The 17,366-nt window shown below is 61.1% G+C and carries 18 protein-coding genes and 1 tRNA gene; 12 read left to right on the top strand and 7 right to left on the bottom strand.

Going from position 1 to position 17,366, the window contains the following annotated elements; all coding sequences use genetic code 11:
• Window positions 1-128: 128 nt before the first annotated feature.
• Window positions 129-1,025 carry an AraC family transcriptional regulator gene (locus tag ABIT12_RS10675; protein ID WP_348041828.1) on the bottom strand — a complete coding sequence of 299 codons (897 nt, stop codon included), beginning with the start codon at window positions 1,023-1,025 and terminating at the stop codon, window positions 129-131.
• A gap of 129 nt (window positions 1,026-1,154) precedes the next feature.
• Between ABIT12_RS10675 and ABIT12_RS10680 the strand changes: the two genes are divergently transcribed.
• The 3 genes from ABIT12_RS10680 to ABIT12_RS10690 all read left to right on the top strand — a co-directional run bounded on the left by ABIT12_RS10680 (window position 1,155) and on the right by ABIT12_RS10690 (window position 3,634).
• Complete coding sequence (locus ABIT12_RS10680) at window positions 1,155-2,096, top strand: phytanoyl-CoA dioxygenase family protein (protein WP_348041829.1); 942 nt, start codon at window positions 1,155-1,157, stop codon at window positions 2,094-2,096.
• 125 nt (window positions 2,097-2,221) lie between these two features.
• The gene (locus tag ABIT12_RS10685; protein ID WP_348041830.1) at window positions 2,222-2,617 is read left to right on the top strand and encodes a cupin domain-containing protein; all 396 of its coding nucleotides are present in this window, start codon (window positions 2,222-2,224) and stop codon (window positions 2,615-2,617) included.
• Between the two features lie 21 nt (window positions 2,618-2,638).
• On the top strand, window positions 2,639-3,634 hold the full coding sequence (locus ABIT12_RS10690) for an aldo/keto reductase (RefSeq protein ID WP_348041831.1): 996 nt from the start codon (window positions 2,639-2,641) through the stop codon (window positions 3,632-3,634).
• A gap of 22 nt (window positions 3,635-3,656) precedes the next feature.
• On the opposite strand, the gene ABIT12_RS10695 is transcribed toward ABIT12_RS10690, so the two are convergent.
• On the bottom strand, window positions 3,657-3,890 hold the full coding sequence (locus tag ABIT12_RS10695) for a hypothetical protein (protein WP_348041832.1): 234 nt from the start codon (window positions 3,888-3,890) through the stop codon (window positions 3,657-3,659).
• A gap of 134 nt (window positions 3,891-4,024) precedes the next feature.
• Complete coding sequence (rimO, locus tag ABIT12_RS10700; RefSeq protein WP_348041833.1) at window positions 4,025-5,356, bottom strand: 30S ribosomal protein S12 methylthiotransferase RimO; 1,332 nt, start codon at window positions 5,354-5,356, stop codon at window positions 4,025-4,027.
• Window positions 5,357-5,605: 249 nt separating this feature from the next.
• Here rimO and ABIT12_RS10705 point away from each other — a divergent pair, with 249 nt between their 5' ends.
• Entirely contained in the window at window positions 5,606-5,983 is a 378-nt protein-coding gene (locus tag ABIT12_RS10705) for a DoxX family protein (RefSeq protein ID WP_348041856.1), read from the top strand.
• 160 nt (window positions 5,984-6,143) lie between these two features.
• Here ABIT12_RS10705 and ABIT12_RS10710 read toward each other — a convergent pair whose 3' ends face one another.
• Together ABIT12_RS10710 and lipB are read right to left on the bottom strand one after the other, a co-directional pair.
• Window positions 6,144-6,653: a DUF4282 domain-containing protein gene (locus ABIT12_RS10710; protein ID WP_348041834.1), complete on the bottom strand. Its 510-nt coding sequence runs from the start codon at window positions 6,651-6,653 to the stop codon at window positions 6,144-6,146.
• A 43-nt stretch (window positions 6,654-6,696) separates the two neighbouring features.
• Window positions 6,697-7,443: a lipoyl(octanoyl) transferase LipB gene (gene lipB / locus ABIT12_RS10715; protein WP_348041835.1), complete on the bottom strand. Its 747-nt coding sequence runs from the start codon at window positions 7,441-7,443 to the stop codon at window positions 6,697-6,699.
• A gap of 77 nt (window positions 7,444-7,520) precedes the next feature.
• On the opposite strand from lipB, the gene ABIT12_RS10720 reads away from it, so the two are divergent.
• The 6 genes from ABIT12_RS10720 (at window position 7,521) to ABIT12_RS10745 (ending at window position 12,389) form a co-directional block, all read left to right on the top strand.
• Window positions 7,521-7,754 (top strand): FliM/FliN family flagellar motor switch protein, encoded by a 234-nt coding sequence (locus tag ABIT12_RS10720; RefSeq protein WP_348041836.1) that lies wholly within the window; start codon window positions 7,521-7,523, stop codon window positions 7,752-7,754.
• Between the two features lie 126 nt (window positions 7,755-7,880).
• A tRNA-Leu gene (locus ABIT12_RS10725) sits at window positions 7,881-7,965 on the top strand.
• 98 nt (window positions 7,966-8,063) lie between these two features.
• Window positions 8,064-8,903 (top strand): sugar phosphate isomerase/epimerase, encoded by an 840-nt coding sequence (locus ABIT12_RS10730; protein WP_348041837.1) that lies wholly within the window; start codon window positions 8,064-8,066, stop codon window positions 8,901-8,903.
• Between the two features lie 91 nt (window positions 8,904-8,994).
• The gene (locus ABIT12_RS10735) at window positions 8,995-9,510 is read left to right on the top strand and encodes a MarR family winged helix-turn-helix transcriptional regulator (RefSeq protein WP_348041838.1); all 516 of its coding nucleotides are present in this window, start codon (window positions 8,995-8,997) and stop codon (window positions 9,508-9,510) included.
• A 23-nt stretch (window positions 9,511-9,533) separates the two neighbouring features.
• Entirely contained in the window at window positions 9,534-10,679 is a 1,146-nt protein-coding gene (locus ABIT12_RS10740; protein ID WP_348041839.1) for an HlyD family secretion protein, read from the top strand.
• Window positions 10,680-10,847: 168 nt separating this feature from the next.
• Window positions 10,848-12,389 carry a DHA2 family efflux MFS transporter permease subunit gene (locus tag ABIT12_RS10745; protein ID WP_348041840.1) on the top strand — a complete coding sequence of 514 codons (1,542 nt, stop codon included), beginning with the start codon at window positions 10,848-10,850 and terminating at the stop codon, window positions 12,387-12,389.
• Between the two features lie 22 nt (window positions 12,390-12,411).
• On the opposite strand, the gene rocF is transcribed toward ABIT12_RS10745, so the two are convergent.
• Window positions 12,412-13,362, bottom strand: coding sequence for an arginase (gene rocF, locus ABIT12_RS10750; protein ID WP_348041841.1), 951 nt, complete (start codon window positions 13,360-13,362; stop codon window positions 12,412-12,414).
• Between the two features lie 147 nt (window positions 13,363-13,509).
• Between rocF and ABIT12_RS10755 the strand changes: the two genes are divergently transcribed.
• On the top strand, window positions 13,510-13,938 hold the full coding sequence (locus tag ABIT12_RS10755) for an Lrp/AsnC family transcriptional regulator (protein ID WP_348041842.1): 429 nt from the start codon (window positions 13,510-13,512) through the stop codon (window positions 13,936-13,938).
• 16 nt (window positions 13,939-13,954) lie between these two features.
• Here ABIT12_RS10755 and ABIT12_RS10760 read toward each other — a convergent pair whose 3' ends face one another.
• Window positions 13,955-14,632: an HAD-IA family hydrolase gene (locus ABIT12_RS10760; RefSeq protein WP_348041843.1), complete on the bottom strand. Its 678-nt coding sequence runs from the start codon at window positions 14,630-14,632 to the stop codon at window positions 13,955-13,957.
• Between the two features lie 279 nt (window positions 14,633-14,911).
• On the opposite strand from ABIT12_RS10760, the gene lon reads away from it, so the two are divergent.
• Window positions 14,912-17,344: an endopeptidase La gene (lon, locus tag ABIT12_RS10765; RefSeq protein WP_348041844.1), complete on the top strand. Its 2,433-nt coding sequence runs from the start codon at window positions 14,912-14,914 to the stop codon at window positions 17,342-17,344.
• Window positions 17,345-17,366 lie beyond the last annotated feature (22 nt).

The following is a 17,366-nucleotide window of genomic DNA, read 5'->3' on the forward strand; positions in this document are numbered from 1 at the left end:
GAGACAACCTGGCCCGGTTCACCCGCCGATCCAAACGCGCCTCCAAAACACTTCAGATGCTCGACGTGACACTTGCCCTGTTCTTCAACCGAAATCTCAAACTGAGTCCAAAGTGAACAGTCCCCCCATCAAAGGGGAGGTGCCGCCCTGTGGGTAGACGAGACAGCGCTTACAAAATTCCGCCGGTACTGCCGCGGCGTAATGCCTTTCAGCGCCTTGAACTGGCGATTGAAATTGGCCAGCGAGTCGTAGCCGACATCGCCGGCGATGATGCCGATGGGCAGGTCGCCGGAGGAGAGCAGGGCGCAGGCACGGCCGATGCGCAGGCGGATCAGATAGGCCGAAACGCTCTGGCTGGTATGGCGCAGGAAGGTGCGGTGCAGGCCGGACGGGCTGAGCGCGGCGATATCGGCCAGCGTGGCAATGCTCAGCGGCTCGACGAAATGCTGGTGGATGTGATCGAGCACGCGATCGATGCGGTTGCGCTCGGGGCTGGCGCTGGTGGCATCGGGCACCGTGACAGAGAGTGGCGTGGCAGCCTTGTCGGCAGACAGCATGGTCAGCACCGCCACCAGCCGCAGGAAGCGCTCGACCGGCGGCCGCTCGAACAGGCCTTCGATCAGCGGACGGGCGGCGGCGGCAGTTTCGCGCGAGAACTGCAGTCCGGTCGCGGCGCGTTGCAGCAGCGCACCGACGGCGCGCAATTCGGCGTAATTGCCGGTGAGGCGATCTGCCCAATCCTGCAGAAACCACATCACCAGCGCGACATGCGGCTGAACCGGATCGATCGGCTCGATCGAATGCCAGGTGTGGGGCAGGTAGGGACCGATCAGCACCAGATCGCCATCGTCATAGCGGCCGATGTGATCGCCGATGAAGCGCTGGCCGCGTGAGTTGAGCGTCAGGGTCAGTTCATACTCCGGGTGGTGGTGCCACTGGAACGGAATGCCCTCGTCGAGGCGGCGGTTGAGCATGGCCCACGAGGCATCGTCCTTGACGGCAAGACGTTCCAGAAATGGCTTCATCCAGCGCTGACCTCAGCCTTAACGCCAGAATAGTATCAATACTTGCCAGTCCACGGCAAGCATCGCGTGCGGTGCCGGTCTAGCTTGGGGCATCAAGCAAGCCCTGAGGGGACCAAATGGGAGAGTACCATGCAGGCCGAAACCAAGCGCGACAGCCATCCGACCACGCAGATCGTCACCACCCAGCTCAAGGATATCGTCAAGACGCTGCCGCTTCGGGTGCTGAGCCCAGCCGACTGGGAGCATTGGGTGACCAAGGGCTATGTGATTGTTCGAAATGCGGTTCCTCAGGAAAATGTCGAGCGGCTGAAGGCTTTGCTCTGGGAATTTGACGAAAAAGACCCCGGCGACCAGACCACCTGGTATGCGCCGCAGCGCCGCGACCACATCATGAAGGAACTCAACGGCACCGGCATGGTCGAAATCTACAACCACCAGTTGCTGTGGGATAACCGGATGGAACAGCGCATCTATGACGCCTTCGTCGATATCTGGGACTTGGAGGAGCTATGGGTGTCGATCGATCGCGCCAATCTCAACGTGCCCAAGAAGGTTCATGGCAATCCCAACGGCTTCATCCACTGGGATAGCGACACCTCACTGATCCCGCTGCCGATTGGCGTGCAGGGCGTGCTGAGCCTGGTCAAGCAGGATGGCGATGTCGGCGGTTTCCAGTGCATCCCGGAGCTGTTCTATAATTTCGACGAATGGGTGAAGACCCAGCCGGCCGATCGCGATCCGATGCATCCCGATACCACCGGTTTGACGATCACCAATATCGAGATGAACCCCGGCGACCTGATGATCTTCAACACGCTTTTGGCCCATGGCGTGCGGCCAAACCACTCCAAGGACCGGGTGCGCATGGCGCAGTACATCTCGATGTATCCGGCCGCCGAGGACGATCTGGTGGATCGCACCGAGCGCGTGCGGCTGTGGCGCGAACTGGACTCTCCGAAGCGCGATGCGTTCCCCGGCGATCCGCGCGAGTGGGAAAAGCACAACGCGACGACGGCGGTGTTGACCTCGCTGGGCGAGAAGCTGCTGGGGCTCAAGAGCTGGCAGAGCTGAGGCAACGCCCCGACCAACAGTGAAAACGCCAGCAAGGATTGGCGGCGGCCGACATCGACAGCAGTGACTATTTCTTGGATTGGAAGCGGCATACAACTCCTGCCTGAAAACGACCGGAGATCGCCATGCATATCACCCGCGCTGGATCGCTACCCTCGGGCAAAGGCCCCGCAGACTGGTTCACCGGCACCGTGCGGATCGATCCACTGTTCGGCGTGGAGCCGCCGGCTGGCGCGGCCGGCAATACCGTGACCTTCGAGCCGGGCGCCCGCACCGCCTGGCACACCCATCCCCTGGGTCAAATCCTGATCGTGCAGTCGGGACTTGGGCTGGTTCAGCGCCTCGACGGCCCCATCGAGGAAATCCGTCCCGGCGATGTGGTGCGGTTCGCACCCGGCGAAAAGCACTGGCATGGCGCGTCGCCGAACAACGCCATGGTCCACATCGCCATTCAGGAGGCGCTGGACGGCAAAGTCGTTGAGTGGATGGAACACGTCACTGACGAGCAATACGGCGCCTGACCGGCGCGAGAGGAATTTGCCATGCTGAAACGAAAACTCGGAACCAGCGGCCTTGAAGTGTCCGCGCTTGCGCTTGGCTGCATGGGCTATGGCGGCGACGCAAAGCAGATCAGCGATCGCGCCGACATGATCCAGTTGATCCGTGACGCGGCCGAACGCGGGGTAACGCTGTTCGATACTGCCGAGGCCTATGGTCCGTTCGCCAACGAGATCATGGTCGGCGAGGCCATCGCGCCGATCCGCGATCAAGTTGTCGTGGCCACCAAATTCGGCTGGGACATCGATGCGGAAACCGGTGTGAGCAGCGGCAAGGTCAATAGCCGGCCCGAGCAGATCCGCCGCGCCGTCGATGGCATGCTGAAGCGCCTCAATATCGAGACCATCGATCTGCTCTATCAGCACCGCGTCGATCCCGACGTGCCGATGGAAGACGTCGCCGGGACGGTCAAGGACCTGATCGGGCAGGGGAAGGCGCGATATTTCGGCCTGTCGGAAGCGGGTGCGGGGTCAATCCGCCGCGCTCACGCCGAGTATCCGGTTTCGGTGCTGCAGAGCGAGTATTCGCTGTGGACCCGCGAACCGGAGGCAGAAATCCTGCCGGTTTTGGAGGAACTCGGCATTGGCTTCGTGCCGTTCAGCCCGCTGGGCAAGGGTTTTCTGACCGGCAAGATCGACGTCAACACCACTTTGGACAGCACCGACTTCCGCAGCAAGATCCCGCGCTTCGCACCCGAAGCCCGTGAGGCCAATCTGGCATTGGTCGAGATGATCCGTCGCGTCGGCGAGCGCCATGGCGCATCGCCGGCCCAGGTGGCATTGGCGTGGATTTTGGCCCGGAAGCCGTGGATCGTGCCGCTGTTCGGAACGCGAAAACTGCACCGGCTTGAGGAGAACCTCGGCGCGCTGCAATTGGAGCTGACAATGGACGATCTCGCGGAGATCGAGGTTGGGTCGGCGGCGATCACCGTGCAGGGCGAACGGTATCCCGAATATATGATGAAGCTGTCGGGGCGGTAGGGTCTGCCCCAGTCGACGTCGATTACTCGAACAGGCCGGGCGGCAGTTTGCCGATGCGCAGGATAACCCGCGGCTCGTCATAGGTGTCGGTTTCGATATCGACTTCCTGCGAAAAGGCGACGACGCCGGCGCGGATCGGGGCGAGGCGCTCGGCGGTGGCAATGGCCGACTGTTCGGTTTTGCAGGGCTTGACGACATCGGCGACGAGCTTTGCGCCCTTCTGGGTGAAAGCCTGGACGAGATATGCGGTGGTCACTGATTGCCTCGATTGGTTGCTGTCGGTGTAGCACCGATACGCAGGAGTCGAGCACGTAAAACACCAACGCCGCCCAATGGGCGGCGTCCTGATTCGATGTGTACGTTCTTGCCGCTAACCGCCTGAACTGTCTCTCAGTTCAGTGCCTTGGCCGGTTCGGCAAACAGGTCATATTCGTCGCTGCCGGTGACTTTGACCGAGACCAGATCGCCGATCTTGATGCCGGCGGCATTGGCGACGATCACCTGTCCGTCGATGTCGGGCGCATCCCACTTCGAGCGGGCGATGACGCGGTTATTATCCGGGTCGACGTCGTCGACCAGCACGTCGATGGTGCGGCCAACCTTCTTGGCCAACTGGCCGGTGGAGACGTTCTGCGCCACTTCCATCAGGCGCTCGAACCGGTCCTGCGCCACCTCATCAGGCACGACGTCGGCGAGTTCATTGGCCGGCGCGCCGGTGACGGGCTCATATTTGAAACAGCCGGCGCGGTCGATTTCGGCTTCCTCGATGAAGTCGAGCATCATCTCGAAATCTTCCTCGGTTTCTCCGGGGAAGCCGACGATGAAGTTGGAGCGAACGGTTAGGTCGGGAACCTGAGACTTCCAGTTCAGGATGCGGTTCAGCGTCTTGTCCTGATGCGCCGGGCGGCGCATGGCCTTCAGGATCTTTGGCGAAGCGTGCTGAAACGGAATGTCGAGGTATGGCAGCACCAGGCCCTCGGCCATCAGTTCCATGATCGCGTCGACATGGGGGTAGGGGTATACATAGTGCAGGCGCACCCAGGCGCCGAGCTGGCCCAGTTCCTTGGCCAGATCATAGAACTTGGCCTTGACTGGACGGCCGCGATAATTGCTTTCGGCATATTTGATATCGACGCCATAGGCGCTGGTATCCTGCGAAATCACCAGCAGCTCCTTGACGCCACCCCGGATCAGGCCCTCGGCCTCACCCAGAATGCCGGCGGCGGGGCGCGAGGCCAGATCGCCGCGGATCTGCGGGATGATGCAGAACGAGCAGCGATTGTTGCAGCCTTCGGAAATCTTCAGATACGCATAGTGGCGCGGGGTGAGCTTGAGGCCCTGTTCCGGCACCAGATCGAGAAACTTGTTCGGCACCGGCGGCAGATGCTCGTGTACCGCATTGACGACGTTTTCGTACTGATGCGGCCCGGAAATCGCCAGCACTGACGGGTGGGCGGCGCGGATCATCTCTTCTTCGACGCCAAGGCAACCGGTGACGATGACGCGGCCGTTTTCGTTGAGCGCTTCGCCGATGGCCTCAAGGCTTTCCCGCTTGGCGCTATCGAGGAAGCCGCAGGTATTGACCAGAACGATATCGGCGCCCGCGTAATCGCGGCTGAACGAATAGCCCTGCGCGCGCAGGGTGGTCATGATGCGTTCGCTGTCGACCAGGGCTTTCGGGCAGCCAAGGCTGACCAGGCCAATTTTTGGCGCTTGCGTCATATTCCAATAGTCTCTTTTCGTAACTGTGGGCGCGTCATACAGAAAACCGCGCCATTGCGCAATGCAGCGGCCGTGAACTGGGCGCGGGGCTGGCGTGTGGCAAGCGCCGATCACGCCGAGTTGTGTGCGGTCGCTCGCAGCGAACGCTGCGTTACCGATGTTTCACTTTTCTATACCGGTGCACTCAAGTTATGGATCGGTGTTCATCGCTGGGCCAACTGTGGCGCAGCCATAATCGAAGGAAACGTCATGTTCGACCGCCTCTCCCCTTATGCGCCGCAGGCCCTGGCCGTGTTGCGAATTGTCGTCGCTCTGCTGTTTGTGCTGCACGGCACGCAAAAAATCATCGGCTTCCCCGCCAGCGACATGACTCCGCCGCTGATGAGCCTGTTCGGCCTGGCCGGCATTATCGAAATCGTCGCCGGTCTGCTGATCCTGGTCGGTTTCTTCACCCGTCCGGCAGCCTTTATTGCTGCTGGCGAAATGGCGGTCGCCTATTGGATGGCGCATGCCCCCGGCAGCCTGTTCCCGGCGCTGAACGGCGGCGATGCGGCAATCATGTTCTGCTTTGTGTTTCTGTACCTGGTGTTTGCGGGCCCAGGGGCCTGGAGCATCAACAAGAAGTAAGGCTTGCTTACCCTCTCCCCTTGCGGGAGAGGAACAGATTTTCCGCGTTCAGCAGAAGTTCAGGGTGAGGGGTTGCCGCCGCGAACGCAAGGCAGCAAGCGACCCCTCATCCGCCCTTCGGGCACCTTCTCCCTCAAGGGGAGAAGGGAGGAAGGTAATTTTACGTCACATCTTTGGGCGTTGGCGGCGTGCGCTTGGCGGTGCGCTTCGGCTTGAAGGCTTCGCCGATCTCGGTGGCCGGCTGGGGGATGTGGGGCGCTGGTTCAGTCGCCGGAGTGATGTATTCGTCCGCCTCGGCGTAGTCGGCCTCGCCGTGCTCGGCCAGATCGCGGATGGCCTCGCGCACTTCATCGAGCAGCGAGGTGGAATAGCGCGAGCGGTTGACCGTCTCGCCGGTCGATTCGTGGGCCTTGAAGAACACCAGCAGCACTTCGCAGGCGATGCGCAGGCTGACCCACGACAACAGGCCGAAGATGATGATTTCGAACAGGCCCCAGATGCCATTGCCGAAACCGAAGCCGAACGACCAGAACAGGTGGCTGACCGCCCAGAGCAGAATGGCGCCGAGGCCCAGCGCATGCAGGATCGGCACCAGTTTGGGCGACAGGATCGAATCGAGCCGGAACAGGGTTTGCCGCGTAAACAGGCGTTTCAGATCATCGAGGGTCATGGTCTGCTCCTTTGTCGGTTCCATTTAACCGGAAATGGCCAAATCAGCCAGTGCTGACAAGGCCTCCCTCATCTGCGCTCGCCACGGGGCCAAATCGCGCCACGAAGGCCTGCCGCAGGGCGCTATCGACTTCGGGCATCGATACCAGTTGCCCAAGGTCCTCAAAGCTGGTGACGCCCTGATCGCTGATGCCGCAGGGGACAATGCCATCATAATGGCCGAGGTCCGGCGAAACGTTGAGCGAAATGCCGTGGAACGTCACCCATTTGGAGACGCGCACGCCGATGGCGGCGATCTTGTCCTCACGGCCGATGCCCTTGTCAGGACGTTGCACCCAGACGCCAATCCGCCCGTCGCGGCGTTCCCCGCGCACATTGAAGGCGCCCAGGGTGTCGATGACCCAGCCTTCGAGGCCCTGCACGAGGCAGCGGATATCGCGGCCGCGCTCGCGCAGGTCGAGCATGACATAGGCCACGCGCTGGCCGGGGCCGTGATAGGTATATTGGCCGCCGCGACCCGCATCGTAGACCGGGAAGCGGTCCGACAGCAGATCGGCTGGGACCGCCGAGGTGCCGGCAGTGTAAAGCGGTGGATGTTCGACCAGCCAGATTGCCTCGCCGGCAGTACCGGCGGCGATGGCAGCGGCGCGGGCTTTCATTGCCTCCAGCGCCACCGGGTAGGGCACCGGTGATGCCGAAATGATCCATTCGACCGGGCGCGAGTCGGCGCGAGCCAGTTTTCCCGGCGCGGCGCAGGCATTCGGCGTGGCTGTTAACGCTTCGATAACCATAATTGCTGAAGGATTACCTTGAAGAGATTCCGTGGGCGCACCATGCACCAGCGGTTCGAGGTTGCAGACACCTATCTATGAACACATTAGAGAATATTGAAGTGGATATCACCGTCGAGCTTGGCGCGACGACGATGCCGGTCCACCATTTGCTGCGCATGGGCCGCGGTGCCGTGATCGAACTCGACACCACCGAGAACGATCCGCTGCGCATCTATGCCAACAATACCCTGGTTGCCCATGGCGAAGTCAGCGTCGATGACGGCTATCTCAAGATTCTGATTTCCGAAAAGATTTTCCGGCGCAGCTGAGGCTTTTGCCGGAAACCGGCATCGTGCAATCTGGCCTCGCAAAACCGATATAACCGCTTGAGGTATCCAAAGACCTTTGCTACATGCTGGCACGCTTCGCCTCAGGGCAAAGCTCTACCATGGCGTGCGGTCGTGGCGGAATTGGTAGACGCGCAGCGTTGAGGTCGCTGTGTCGCAAGACGTGGAAGTTCGAGTCTTCTCGACCGCACCAGTCGCCTTCAAAAGTGACACGAAAACCGGCCGCCCTTCGGGGTGGCCTTTTTGTTTGCCGGACCGGAATCGCGCTATGAGCCGGTTGAGGGTCAAACAATGCAAAAACTGCTGGTGCTGCAATCAATGTGGTCGATGGAACGGCATCGGGGCGGGCAACCGGTGCCCACCGATCTGGAGGCCAGCATAGCGGCCATTCATGCTGCGGGTTTCGATGGAGTCAGCGCCTTGTGGTTCGAGCGCGCGCAGGCCCGGGACATCACTGCGTGTCTGGCCGGCACGGGCATGGTGGCAGAGGGCACCTGCTTTCCGGACAGTATCGATGCGCTGAAGCCGGTGCTGGAGATCGCCGCGGAGTTCAGGGTGCATCACCTCAATATGCAGCCCAACGTGCGGACCGGTGATCTCAAGGAGGCGGCGCGCATCGTCGAGGGCTGGCAGCGGCTGATGGAGCAGGTGGACTTCCCCGTCTATATCGAGACCCACCGCGACCGGTTGACCAACGATCTGTTCTTTACCCTCGCACTGCTCGACGCGGTCAAGGACGTACGCCTCCTGGCCGATGTGTCGCATTATGTGGTGGGGCGCGAGATCGGACTGCCGGTTTCGGCGCAAAGCGATGCGCAGATCAAAACCATTCTCGATCACGCCTGGGCGTTTCACGGCCGGGTGGCATCATCGGAGCAAATCCAGGTCGAACTGTCGTTTCCGCAACATCGGCCCTGGGTCGATCAGTTTGCGGCGTGGTGGGAATACGGCTTCCGCAGTTGGCGCGGCCGGGCAGCGGCTGACGACACGCTGTCGTTCACCTGTGAACTGGGGCCAAGGCCCTACGCGATCACCGACCGCAACGGCGAGGACACGACCGATCGCTGGGCGGAATCGCAGCTGCTGCGCGATCTGGCGCGACAGATCTGGGATCGCGTGGCGAGCGCCTGAGCGGCCGAAATTTCCGACATATGCACCTTTTGCAAACCATGCATGCCGCGATCGCGTTGACTTCCTAAGTACACTTATTATATGTGCGCTTATGAAAATCGAACTCGAGTCCTTCGCCAAGGTTGAAACTGCTGCAGCCCCCGGCTGTGAGCCATCCCAGAACCAGCACAAGCTGGCTGAGCTGGCGCCGCTGCTCTACGTAATCGCCAATGTGAGCAAGCATTTCCGTCGCCGGGTGCAGGAAGAAGCCAAGGATTTCGAGCTGACCATTCCGCAGTGGAAGGTGCTGGCGCATCTATCGTCATCTGAGGGTATTGCGCAGTCGGCCCTGCCGGCAATGGTCGATGCCGATGCCATGACCATCAGTGGCATTCTGGACCGGCTGGAAGCGCGTGGCCTGGCCGTGCGCTCGCCGAACCCGAAAGACAGCCGCGCCAAGGTGGTCCATGCCACCCCGCTGGCGCAGGCCGAAGTTGCAAAAATGCGCGAAGTCGGCCGCGGCGTCTATGCCAAGGCGATCGAAGGTATTTCCGAGGCCGACGTCGCCGCCACGCTCGCTACCCTGAACAGAATTTCCGACAATTTAGCCGGTCCGGACCGGCAATAGGACATTTCAAGATGAACGCTCCGATGAAAAAGACCGCCGAAGTCAATGCCGAGCCGGTGGTTGCTCCGGCACCACATGTCGTTCCTGCGGCGCAGGCTGAAGCCGTTGCCGCCCCGGCAGCATCGGCAAAAAAGAAGCGCGGCCCCACGCGTTTGATCGTGATGCTGGCAGTGCCGGTGGCGCTGGCCGCTGGCGGCGGTTATTTCTGGCTCAATGGCGGCCGTTTTGTTGATACCGACAATGCCTATGTGCAGCAGGTCAAGGTTTCACTGTCGGCAGACGTTGCCGGGCGCGTGACCGAAGTCGATGTCCACGAAAACCAGTCGATCAAGGCCGGCGACGTGCTGTTCCGCATCGATCCGACCCCGTACCAGATCGCGCTCGATCAGGCCGAGGCTGGCCTTGCCGCTGCGCGCGTCAACGTCGAGCAGCTGCGCGTGTCCTATGCCACCGCGCAAGCCAAGCTCGAAGCCGCCAACCTGACCCTGGGCCTGCGCCAGAAGGAATATGATCGCAAGAAGGTTTCGGTCGATCAGGGCAATTCTGCCTCCTCGGCGCTTGATGATGTGACCCTGTCGCTGCAGACCGCCACTTCTGGCGTGACCCTGGCCAAGCAGGAACTGGCGGCAGCCTCTGCTGCGCTTGCCGGCAACCCCGATATCTCTGCTGATGATGTTCCAGCGGTGCAGACAGCGACCGCACTGCGCGACAGCGCCCAGCGCAATCTGGACAAGACCGCAGTGGTGGCTCCGGCCGCCGGCATAGTCAGCCAGATGGCGAACCTCAATGTCGGTCAGTTCGTCGCTACCGGCACCACCATGGCCAGCCTGATCAAATCGGACGACGTCTGGGTGGATGCCAATTTCAAGGAAACCCAGCTCGACGGCCTCAAGAATGGCCTGCCGGTCGAAGTGACGGTCGACGCCTATCCGGGCCTCAAGCTCGAAGGCAAGGTCGACAGCATCGGCGCCGCAACTGGTTCGCAGTTTTCCCTGATCCCGGCCCAGAACGCCACTGGCAACTGGGTGAAGGTCACCCAGCGCCTCACCGTTCGGGTCAAGCTCGACGATCCCACGCAGGCCGCGGCGCTTCGCTCCGGCATGAGTGCCATGGTGGCTGTCGATACCGGCAAGACCACCTACGAAAAGATGTTCGGCGCCAAGTCCTAAGGCGACGCACGATTTTGCGCTCCACTCGGTGTCATCCCGGCGAAGGCCGGGATCCATCTTGAGATTTCAGGATAGGTCCCGGCCTTCGCCGGGGTGACACGGTGGGCGTGGAGGCCTTCGTACCCAACTAAAAGCGCCGTGATGACGCTAAACTAAAGGCATCAACGCATGGCCGCCGCCCCAACCATTTCCGCACCTGCCGTTTTTGTGAAGAACAAGGGCTTGCTGACCGCCGCTATCATGGTGGCGGTGATCATGCAGGTGCTTGATACCACCATCGCCAACGTGGCGCTGCCCGCCATGCGCGCCTCCCTTGGCGCCTCCCAGGACGAAATCAACTGGGTGCTGACCTCCTATATCGTGGCCGCCGCTATCGCCACGCCATTGACCGGCTGGTTCGCGGACCGCTTCGGCCGGCGCAACCTGCTGCTGTTCGCGGTGGTTGGTTTCACCAGCGCATCGCTGCTGTGCGGCGTGGCCGGCAATCTGGTGCAGATGGTGCTGTTCCGCATCATGCAGGGCGTTTGTGGCGCCATGCTGGTGCCGCTGGCCCAGGCCACGATGATGGACATCAACCCCCGCGAAAAGCTGGGTCAGGCCATGGCGCTGTTCGGCGCCGGCATCATGTTCGGACCAATCATCGGGCCAACCCTAGGTGGCTGGCTTACCGAGACCTTCAGCTGGCGCGCCGTGTTCATCGTCAATCTGCCCGTGGGCATCGTGGCATTCTTCATGCTGTTTTCGTTGATGCCGTCTTCGATCATCAAGATCCGAAAGTTCGATTTCTTCGGCTTTGGCATGCTGGCGCTGGCTGTGGCATCGACGCAGATGCTGCTCGACCGCGGTCAGGGTCTTGGCTGGTTCGAATCGCCCGAAATCTGGCTGTATCTGGGTCTGGCGATTTCGGGCCTGTGGGTGTTCATCGTCCACTGCCTGACTGCCGGCAACCCGTTCATGGACATGGGCATGTTCAAGGACCGCAATCTGGTCACCGGCCTGGTGCTGATCTTTGCCACCGGCATCACGCTGTTTTCCGGTCTCGCACTGCTGCCCCCCATGCTGCAGAACCTGATGGGTTTTCCGGTGATCGAAACCGGTATCCTGATGGGACCACGCGGTATCGGCACCATGGTGTCGATGATCATCGTCGGGCGGCTGGTTGGCGTCCTCGACTCGCGCATCCTCATTATCTTCGGCACGCTGCTGATGGGGTACTCGCTCTATATGATGACCGAGTTCGACATCGTCATGAGCACAACGCCAATCATCGTTTCCGGCCTGATCCAGGGCATCGGCATGGGCTTCGTGTTCGTGCCGCTCAATTCCTTGGCCTTTGCGACGATTTCGTCCAAATACCGGGTCGATGCCACGGCGATGTTCAGCCTGATCCGCAATGTCGGGCAGGGCGTGGGCATTTCCATCGTCACCACGGTTCTGGCTCAGATGCAGATGGTCAACTACGCCGAGCTGACCGACCGCATTACTCTCGACTCCGCGCCACTGCGCGATTTCGCCAGCGCCAATGGCGGGTTCGCCAATATCGCCAGTTCGATCAGCGGATTGATCAGCCAGCAGGCGGCGATGCTGGCCTTCCTCGATGACTTCAAGCTGATGATGATCGTGACGTTCCTGTCGCTGCCGATCGTCCTGCTGCTGCGGCCAGCCAAGGGCCCGGTCAAGGTCGATCCAGCCCACGCCATGGCCGAATAGACCGGCAATGCTGGCAACGGGGCTAGGCGCCAGTGCGGCGCGGCATGATCTGGCGGCCAAACAAGCTGGCTGCCAGATCGACGATCAGCCGGGCGGTGCAGCCGTTCTGGTCGAGATAGGGGTTCACCTCGACCAGGTCGAGCGAGCCGATGCAGCCAGCGTCGTGCAACATCTCAAGCGCCAGATGCGCCTCGCGATAGGTCAGGCCGCCCGCAACCGGCGTGCCGGTGCCAGGGGCAATCGAGGGATCGAGCGAGTCGGCGTCAAAGCTGACATGCAGATGCCCATCAATGGCTTGCACCTTTTCGATCAGCTCACGCATCAAGGCGACAGCGCCCATTTCGTCGATGCGACGCATGTCCATCACATCGACGCCGCGCGTCTCCAGCAATTGCCGCTCGAAGCGATCAATGGAGCGGGCGCCAAAGATGGTGACGTTGCGCGGGTCGACATTGCCGCGCCAATCGCCCTGATAGGCAGGACCAAAATCGGGTTCGCCGCAAAGCAGAGCCAGCGGCATGCCATGCAGATTGCCCGTGGGCGAGGTCAGCGGCGTGTTGAAATCGCCATGGGCATCGACCCACAGCACGAACAGCGGTTTGCCAATCGCGGCACAATGGCGGGCAACGCCGGCAATGGTGCCCATGGAGATGCTGTGGTCGCCGCCGAGGAAGACCGGCAGGCGGCCTGCTTGCAGCGAGGCCAGTGCCATGTCGCTGCTTCGCGCAGCCAGGGCCAAAACTTCGGTCTGGCGGGCGGCGGGCAGGCGCAGATGCGCATCCACCCGCTGCGCGATGCGAATGTCACCGAGGTCGCGCACGTCATGGCCGAGTTCGGTGAGCGTTTCGATCAGTCCGGCGACGCGCAGTGCCTCCGGACCCATGCCGGCGCCACGGCGCGATGCGCCTGCATCGGTGGGAATGCCGATCAGGTCAAGGCCACGGATCGGGTTCGGCGAAAGCTCAGTGGACATGGGGCAAATTCCTGCGCGGTCCGGCGAACCGGCATTGAAAGAGCTCCATCATGGGGTAAGCCCGCATGGACGAAAAGCACGAATAATGACAGATTTGCGCTATCACTTGCGCAGTCTGGTCAATCAAATTGAGCGAAAGGCGAAGCCATGCTGGATGAACTGGATCAAAGGCTGGTGGCGCTGTTGCGCACCGATGCGCGCATGGCGGTGGCTAACCTCGCCATAACGCTCAAGATCTCGCGCGCCACCGCCAAGTCACGCATCGACCGGCTGGTATCGAGCGGGGTGATTTCGGGCTTCACCGCCGTTCTGTCGGAGAACGACAATCACGGCGTGCGGGCCATCACCATGGTGCAGGTGGATGGCAAGCACGAAGAGGCGGTGATGAAACGGCTGATGGGGCTTCCCGAAGTGCGCCATCTGCACGGCACCAATGGCAAATGGGATTTCGTCGCCGAACTTGAAGCGCCCAATGTCGGCGCGTTCGATGAATTGCTGCGCAAGATCCGCCAGATCGACGGCATTGCCAACACCGATACCAGCATTCTGCTCAAGGCGCGGAAGGTTGTGGCTTAGGGGAGCGGATGAGGGGTTAGCGCCCAGAAACCTTGCGGTCGATAAACGCCAGCAGAGCCGGATCGGCGAAATCTGCAGAGGCGAGAATAGCCCCAGCGTCTATAACTTGATCCGTGCTCAGGCTGCTCATCATCCCGATTGTATCCAGACCCGCCGCGACAGCTGAGGCGATGCCGGTGCGGGAGTCTTCGAAGGCCACGCAATAGCGCGGATCGGCGCCGAGCTGGCGCAGGCCTTCCAGATAGGGCAGCGGATGAGGTTTGCCATGGGTGAGCTCCTCGCCGATGATCAGGCCCTTGAAGCGGCGGGTAATGCCGACCGCGCCCAGCATCATTTCGGCGTTGAGGCGCGGCGCATTGGTGACAGCGATCATTGGCAGGCCGGCGACATCGGCCGCATCGAGCAGCGCCATCAGGCCATGGACCGGCTCCAGCGCTCCCGTCGCCAGATCACGAAACAGCGCTTCCTTGCCACGCAGGATTTCAGCCTGACGTTCCGCCGGCTCGCCGTTTAGGAAGCGTTGGCCAATGGAAAGATTGGAAAATCCCTGCAATTCGGCAGTGAACCGCACCTTGTCGAAATGGTGCCCATAGGGCTCGAGCAGGATGTTGAAGGCCTTCAGATGCAGCGCATCGCTGTCAATCAGCGTGCCATCGATATCAAACAGCAGGCCAGCGCCGGAAACGGGGTTCATCAGGATATTCCGTGGGATAGATTAACAGGCACGCGGCTGCGCAGCGCTGCAATAGCCAATATCCCGTGCCGACTGAATGACAAAATACCGCGCCAGCCCCCCGATCCACGCACATCTCCTGTGCGTTCAGGCCAATCGCGACTATTTTGTGAACGTTGTCTTGTGGCCTCGGGGCATGAACCTATTTATTAATCGGAATCAGCCCATCTTGAGTTCAGGGCTGTCTGTTACGGGCGTGCTACCTTTCTTCCTTCCAGCGCGCCCCGGAAAGGAAAAGTGATGTCGGACCTCCATCCCGCCGGCGCCGAATCTAGCCGGGACCGGGTTTACCCAGTGCTCCCCTTGCGCGATATCGTCGTTTTTCCAGGTATGATCGTGCCGCTGTTTGTTGGCCGCGAGAAATCCGTAAAAGCGCTCGAAGAGGTCATGCGCGACGACAAGCATATTCTGGTCGTGACCCAGAAGAATGCCCAGGACGACGATCCTGCTCCCGATCAGATTTATGATACGGGCACCATCGCCACCGTCCTGCAACTGCTCAAGCTGCCCGACGGCACCGTCAAGGTGCTGGTCGAAGGGCTGCACCGCGCCACCATCGATCGCTACCTGCAGACCGTGGATTATTTCGAGGCCGAAGCCAGCATCCTGGCCGAGCCTGCGCACGATGCGACCGAACTTGAGGCACTGGCGCGCTCGGCCCAGACCGAGTTCGAGAGCTATGTGAAGCTCAACAAGAAAATCAACGCCGAAGTCGTTACTGCCGTCGGCCAGATCGAGAACCACTCCAAGCTCGCCGATACCATTGCCAGCCATCTGGTGATCAAGATCATCGAGAAGGAAGACCTGTTGTCGACCGTTTCGGTCGCTGATCGGTTCACCAAGATTCTTGGCCTGATGGAAGGCGAAATCGGCGTCCTGCAGGTGGAAAAGCGCATCCGCAGCCGCGTCAAGCGGCAGATGGAAAAGACCCAGCGCGAATATTACCTGAATGAGCAGATGAAGGCGATCCAGCGCGAGCTGGGCGATGGCGAAGAAGGCTCCAACGAGCTGACGGAGCTGGAAGATCGCATCGCCAAGACCAAGCTGTCCAAGGAGGCCCGCACCAAGGCGGATGCCGAGCTGAAAAAGCTCAAGACGATGAGCCCGATGTCGGCGGAAGCCACCGTCGTGCGCAATTATCTTGATGTGCTGCTGGGTCTGCCCTGGGGCAAGAAGTCCAAGGTGAAGCGCGACCTGCTGCTGGCCGAGAAGGTTCTCGATGAGGATCACTACGGTCTGGAAAAGGTCAAGGAACGCATTCTCGAGTATCTGGCTGTGCAGTCGCGCACCGGCAAGCTCAAGGGGCCGATCCTCTGCCTCGTCGGTCCTCCCGGCGTCGGCAAGACTTCGCTGGGCAAGTCCATCGCCAAGGCGACGGGCCGTGAATTTGTGCGCATGGCGCTTGGCGGGGTTCGGGACGAAGCCGAAATCCGCGGGCACCGTCGTACCTATATCGGCTCGATGCCCGGCAAGGTGATCCAGTCGCTCAAGAAAGTGGGTAAGTCCAACCCGCTGTTCCTGCTCGACGAAATCGACAAGATGGGCCAGGACTTCCGTGGCGATCCGTCTTCGGCGCTGCTTGAAGTGCTGGACCCGGAACAGAACCACACGTTTGCCGACCACTATCTGGAAGTCGACTACGACCTGTCGGACGTGATGTTCGTCACCACCTCGAACACCTTGAACATCCCCGGCCCATTGATGGACCGCATGGAGATCATTCGCCTGTCGGGTTACACCGAGCAGGAGAAGCACGCGATCGCCAAGCAGCACCTGATCCCGGAAACGCTGAAGGAAAACGGGCTCGAAAAGAGCGAGTTTGTCCTGAGCGACGCGATGCTCACCGCCTTGATCCAGCGCTATACCCGTGAAGCGGGCGTACGTAACCTCAAGCGTGAAATCTCCAAGCTGATGCGCAAGTCGGTGGCCGAGATCGTCAAGACCAAGGTCAAGTCGGTCACCATCGACGAGGAATTGCTGACCAAATATCTGGGCGCCGATATCTACAAGCACGGCGAAATCGAAGCCGAGGCACAGGTTGGTCTGGTGACCGGTCTGGCCTGGACCTCGGTCGGCGGCGAGCTGCTCACCATCGAAGGCGTGATGACGCCGGGCAAGGGTCGGATGACCGTGACCGGCAACATCAAGGAAGTGATGAAGGAATCGCTGACTGCGGCAACGGCTTACGTCCGCTCCCGCTCGATCGATTTTGGCATCAAGCCGCCGATGTTCGATACCCGCGATATCCACGTCCACCTGCCCGAAGGCGCCACCCCCAAGGATGGTCCGTCGGCTGGTATCGGTCTGGCAACGGCGATCGTTTCGGTGATGACCGGCATAGCGGTGCGCAACGATGTGGCGATGACGGGTGAAATCACCCTGCGTGGCCGCGTTCTGCCCATCGGCGGGCTCAAGGAAAAGCTGCTGGCCGCTTTGCGCGGTGGCATCAAGACCGTGCTGATCCCGGAAGAAAACGTGCGCGATCTCGCCGAGATCCCGGACATCGTCAAGACCGGCATGGAAATCATCCCGGTCAGCCGCATGGACCAGGTGATCAAGCATGCGCTGGTGCGCCAGCCCGAGCCGATCGAATGGAACTTCGACGAGGTCGTACCGGCGGTATCGACAACAGTCGAAACCCCTGACGATGCCGCGGCAGGCCTGCCGCACTGATCAATCAAAAGCTTGAAAACGG

The organism is Devosia sp. (genome assembly GCF_039927955.1).
Lineage (GTDB): Bacteria > Pseudomonadota > Alphaproteobacteria > Rhizobiales > Devosiaceae > Devosia.

Excerpts from the sequence above, each read along its gene's own strand:
- ABIT12_RS10675 (WP_348041828.1), bottom strand. The coding sequence starts at position 1,025 with ATGAAGCCATTTCTGGAACGTCTTGCCGTCAAGGACGATGCCTCGTGG.
- ABIT12_RS10680 (WP_348041829.1), top strand. The coding sequence starts at position 1,155 with ATGCAGGCCGAAACCAAGCGCGACAGCCATCCGACCACGCAGATCGTC.
- ABIT12_RS10685 (WP_348041830.1), top strand. The coding sequence starts at position 2,222 with ATGCATATCACCCGCGCTGGATCGCTACCCTCGGGCAAAGGCCCCGCA.
- ABIT12_RS10690 (WP_348041831.1), top strand. The coding sequence starts at position 2,639 with ATGCTGAAACGAAAACTCGGAACCAGCGGCCTTGAAGTGTCCGCGCTT.
- rimO (WP_348041833.1), bottom strand. The coding sequence starts at position 5,356 with ATGACGCAAGCGCCAAAAATTGGCCTGGTCAGCCTTGGCTGCCCGAAA.
- ABIT12_RS10705 (WP_348041856.1), top strand. The coding sequence starts at position 5,606 with ATGTTCGACCGCCTCTCCCCTTATGCGCCGCAGGCCCTGGCCGTGTTG.
- ABIT12_RS10710 (WP_348041834.1), bottom strand. The coding sequence starts at position 6,653 with ATGACCCTCGATGATCTGAAACGCCTGTTTACGCGGCAAACCCTGTTC.
- lipB (WP_348041835.1), bottom strand. The coding sequence starts at position 7,443 with ATGGTTATCGAAGCGTTAACAGCCACGCCGAATGCCTGCGCCGCGCCG.
- ABIT12_RS10720 (WP_348041836.1), top strand. The coding sequence starts at position 7,521 with ATGAACACATTAGAGAATATTGAAGTGGATATCACCGTCGAGCTTGGC.
- ABIT12_RS10730 (WP_348041837.1), top strand. The coding sequence starts at position 8,064 with ATGCAAAAACTGCTGGTGCTGCAATCAATGTGGTCGATGGAACGGCAT.
- ABIT12_RS10735 (WP_348041838.1), top strand. The coding sequence starts at position 8,995 with ATGAAAATCGAACTCGAGTCCTTCGCCAAGGTTGAAACTGCTGCAGCC.
- ABIT12_RS10740 (WP_348041839.1), top strand. The coding sequence starts at position 9,534 with ATGAAAAAGACCGCCGAAGTCAATGCCGAGCCGGTGGTTGCTCCGGCA.
- ABIT12_RS10745 (WP_348041840.1), top strand. The coding sequence starts at position 10,848 with ATGGCCGCCGCCCCAACCATTTCCGCACCTGCCGTTTTTGTGAAGAAC.
- rocF (WP_348041841.1), bottom strand. The coding sequence starts at position 13,362 with ATGTCCACTGAGCTTTCGCCGAACCCGATCCGTGGCCTTGACCTGATC.
- ABIT12_RS10755 (WP_348041842.1), top strand. The coding sequence starts at position 13,510 with ATGCTGGATGAACTGGATCAAAGGCTGGTGGCGCTGTTGCGCACCGAT.
- ABIT12_RS10760 (WP_348041843.1), bottom strand. The coding sequence starts at position 14,632 with ATGAACCCCGTTTCCGGCGCTGGCCTGCTGTTTGATATCGATGGCACG.
- lon (WP_348041844.1), top strand. The coding sequence starts at position 14,912 with ATGTCGGACCTCCATCCCGCCGGCGCCGAATCTAGCCGGGACCGGGTT.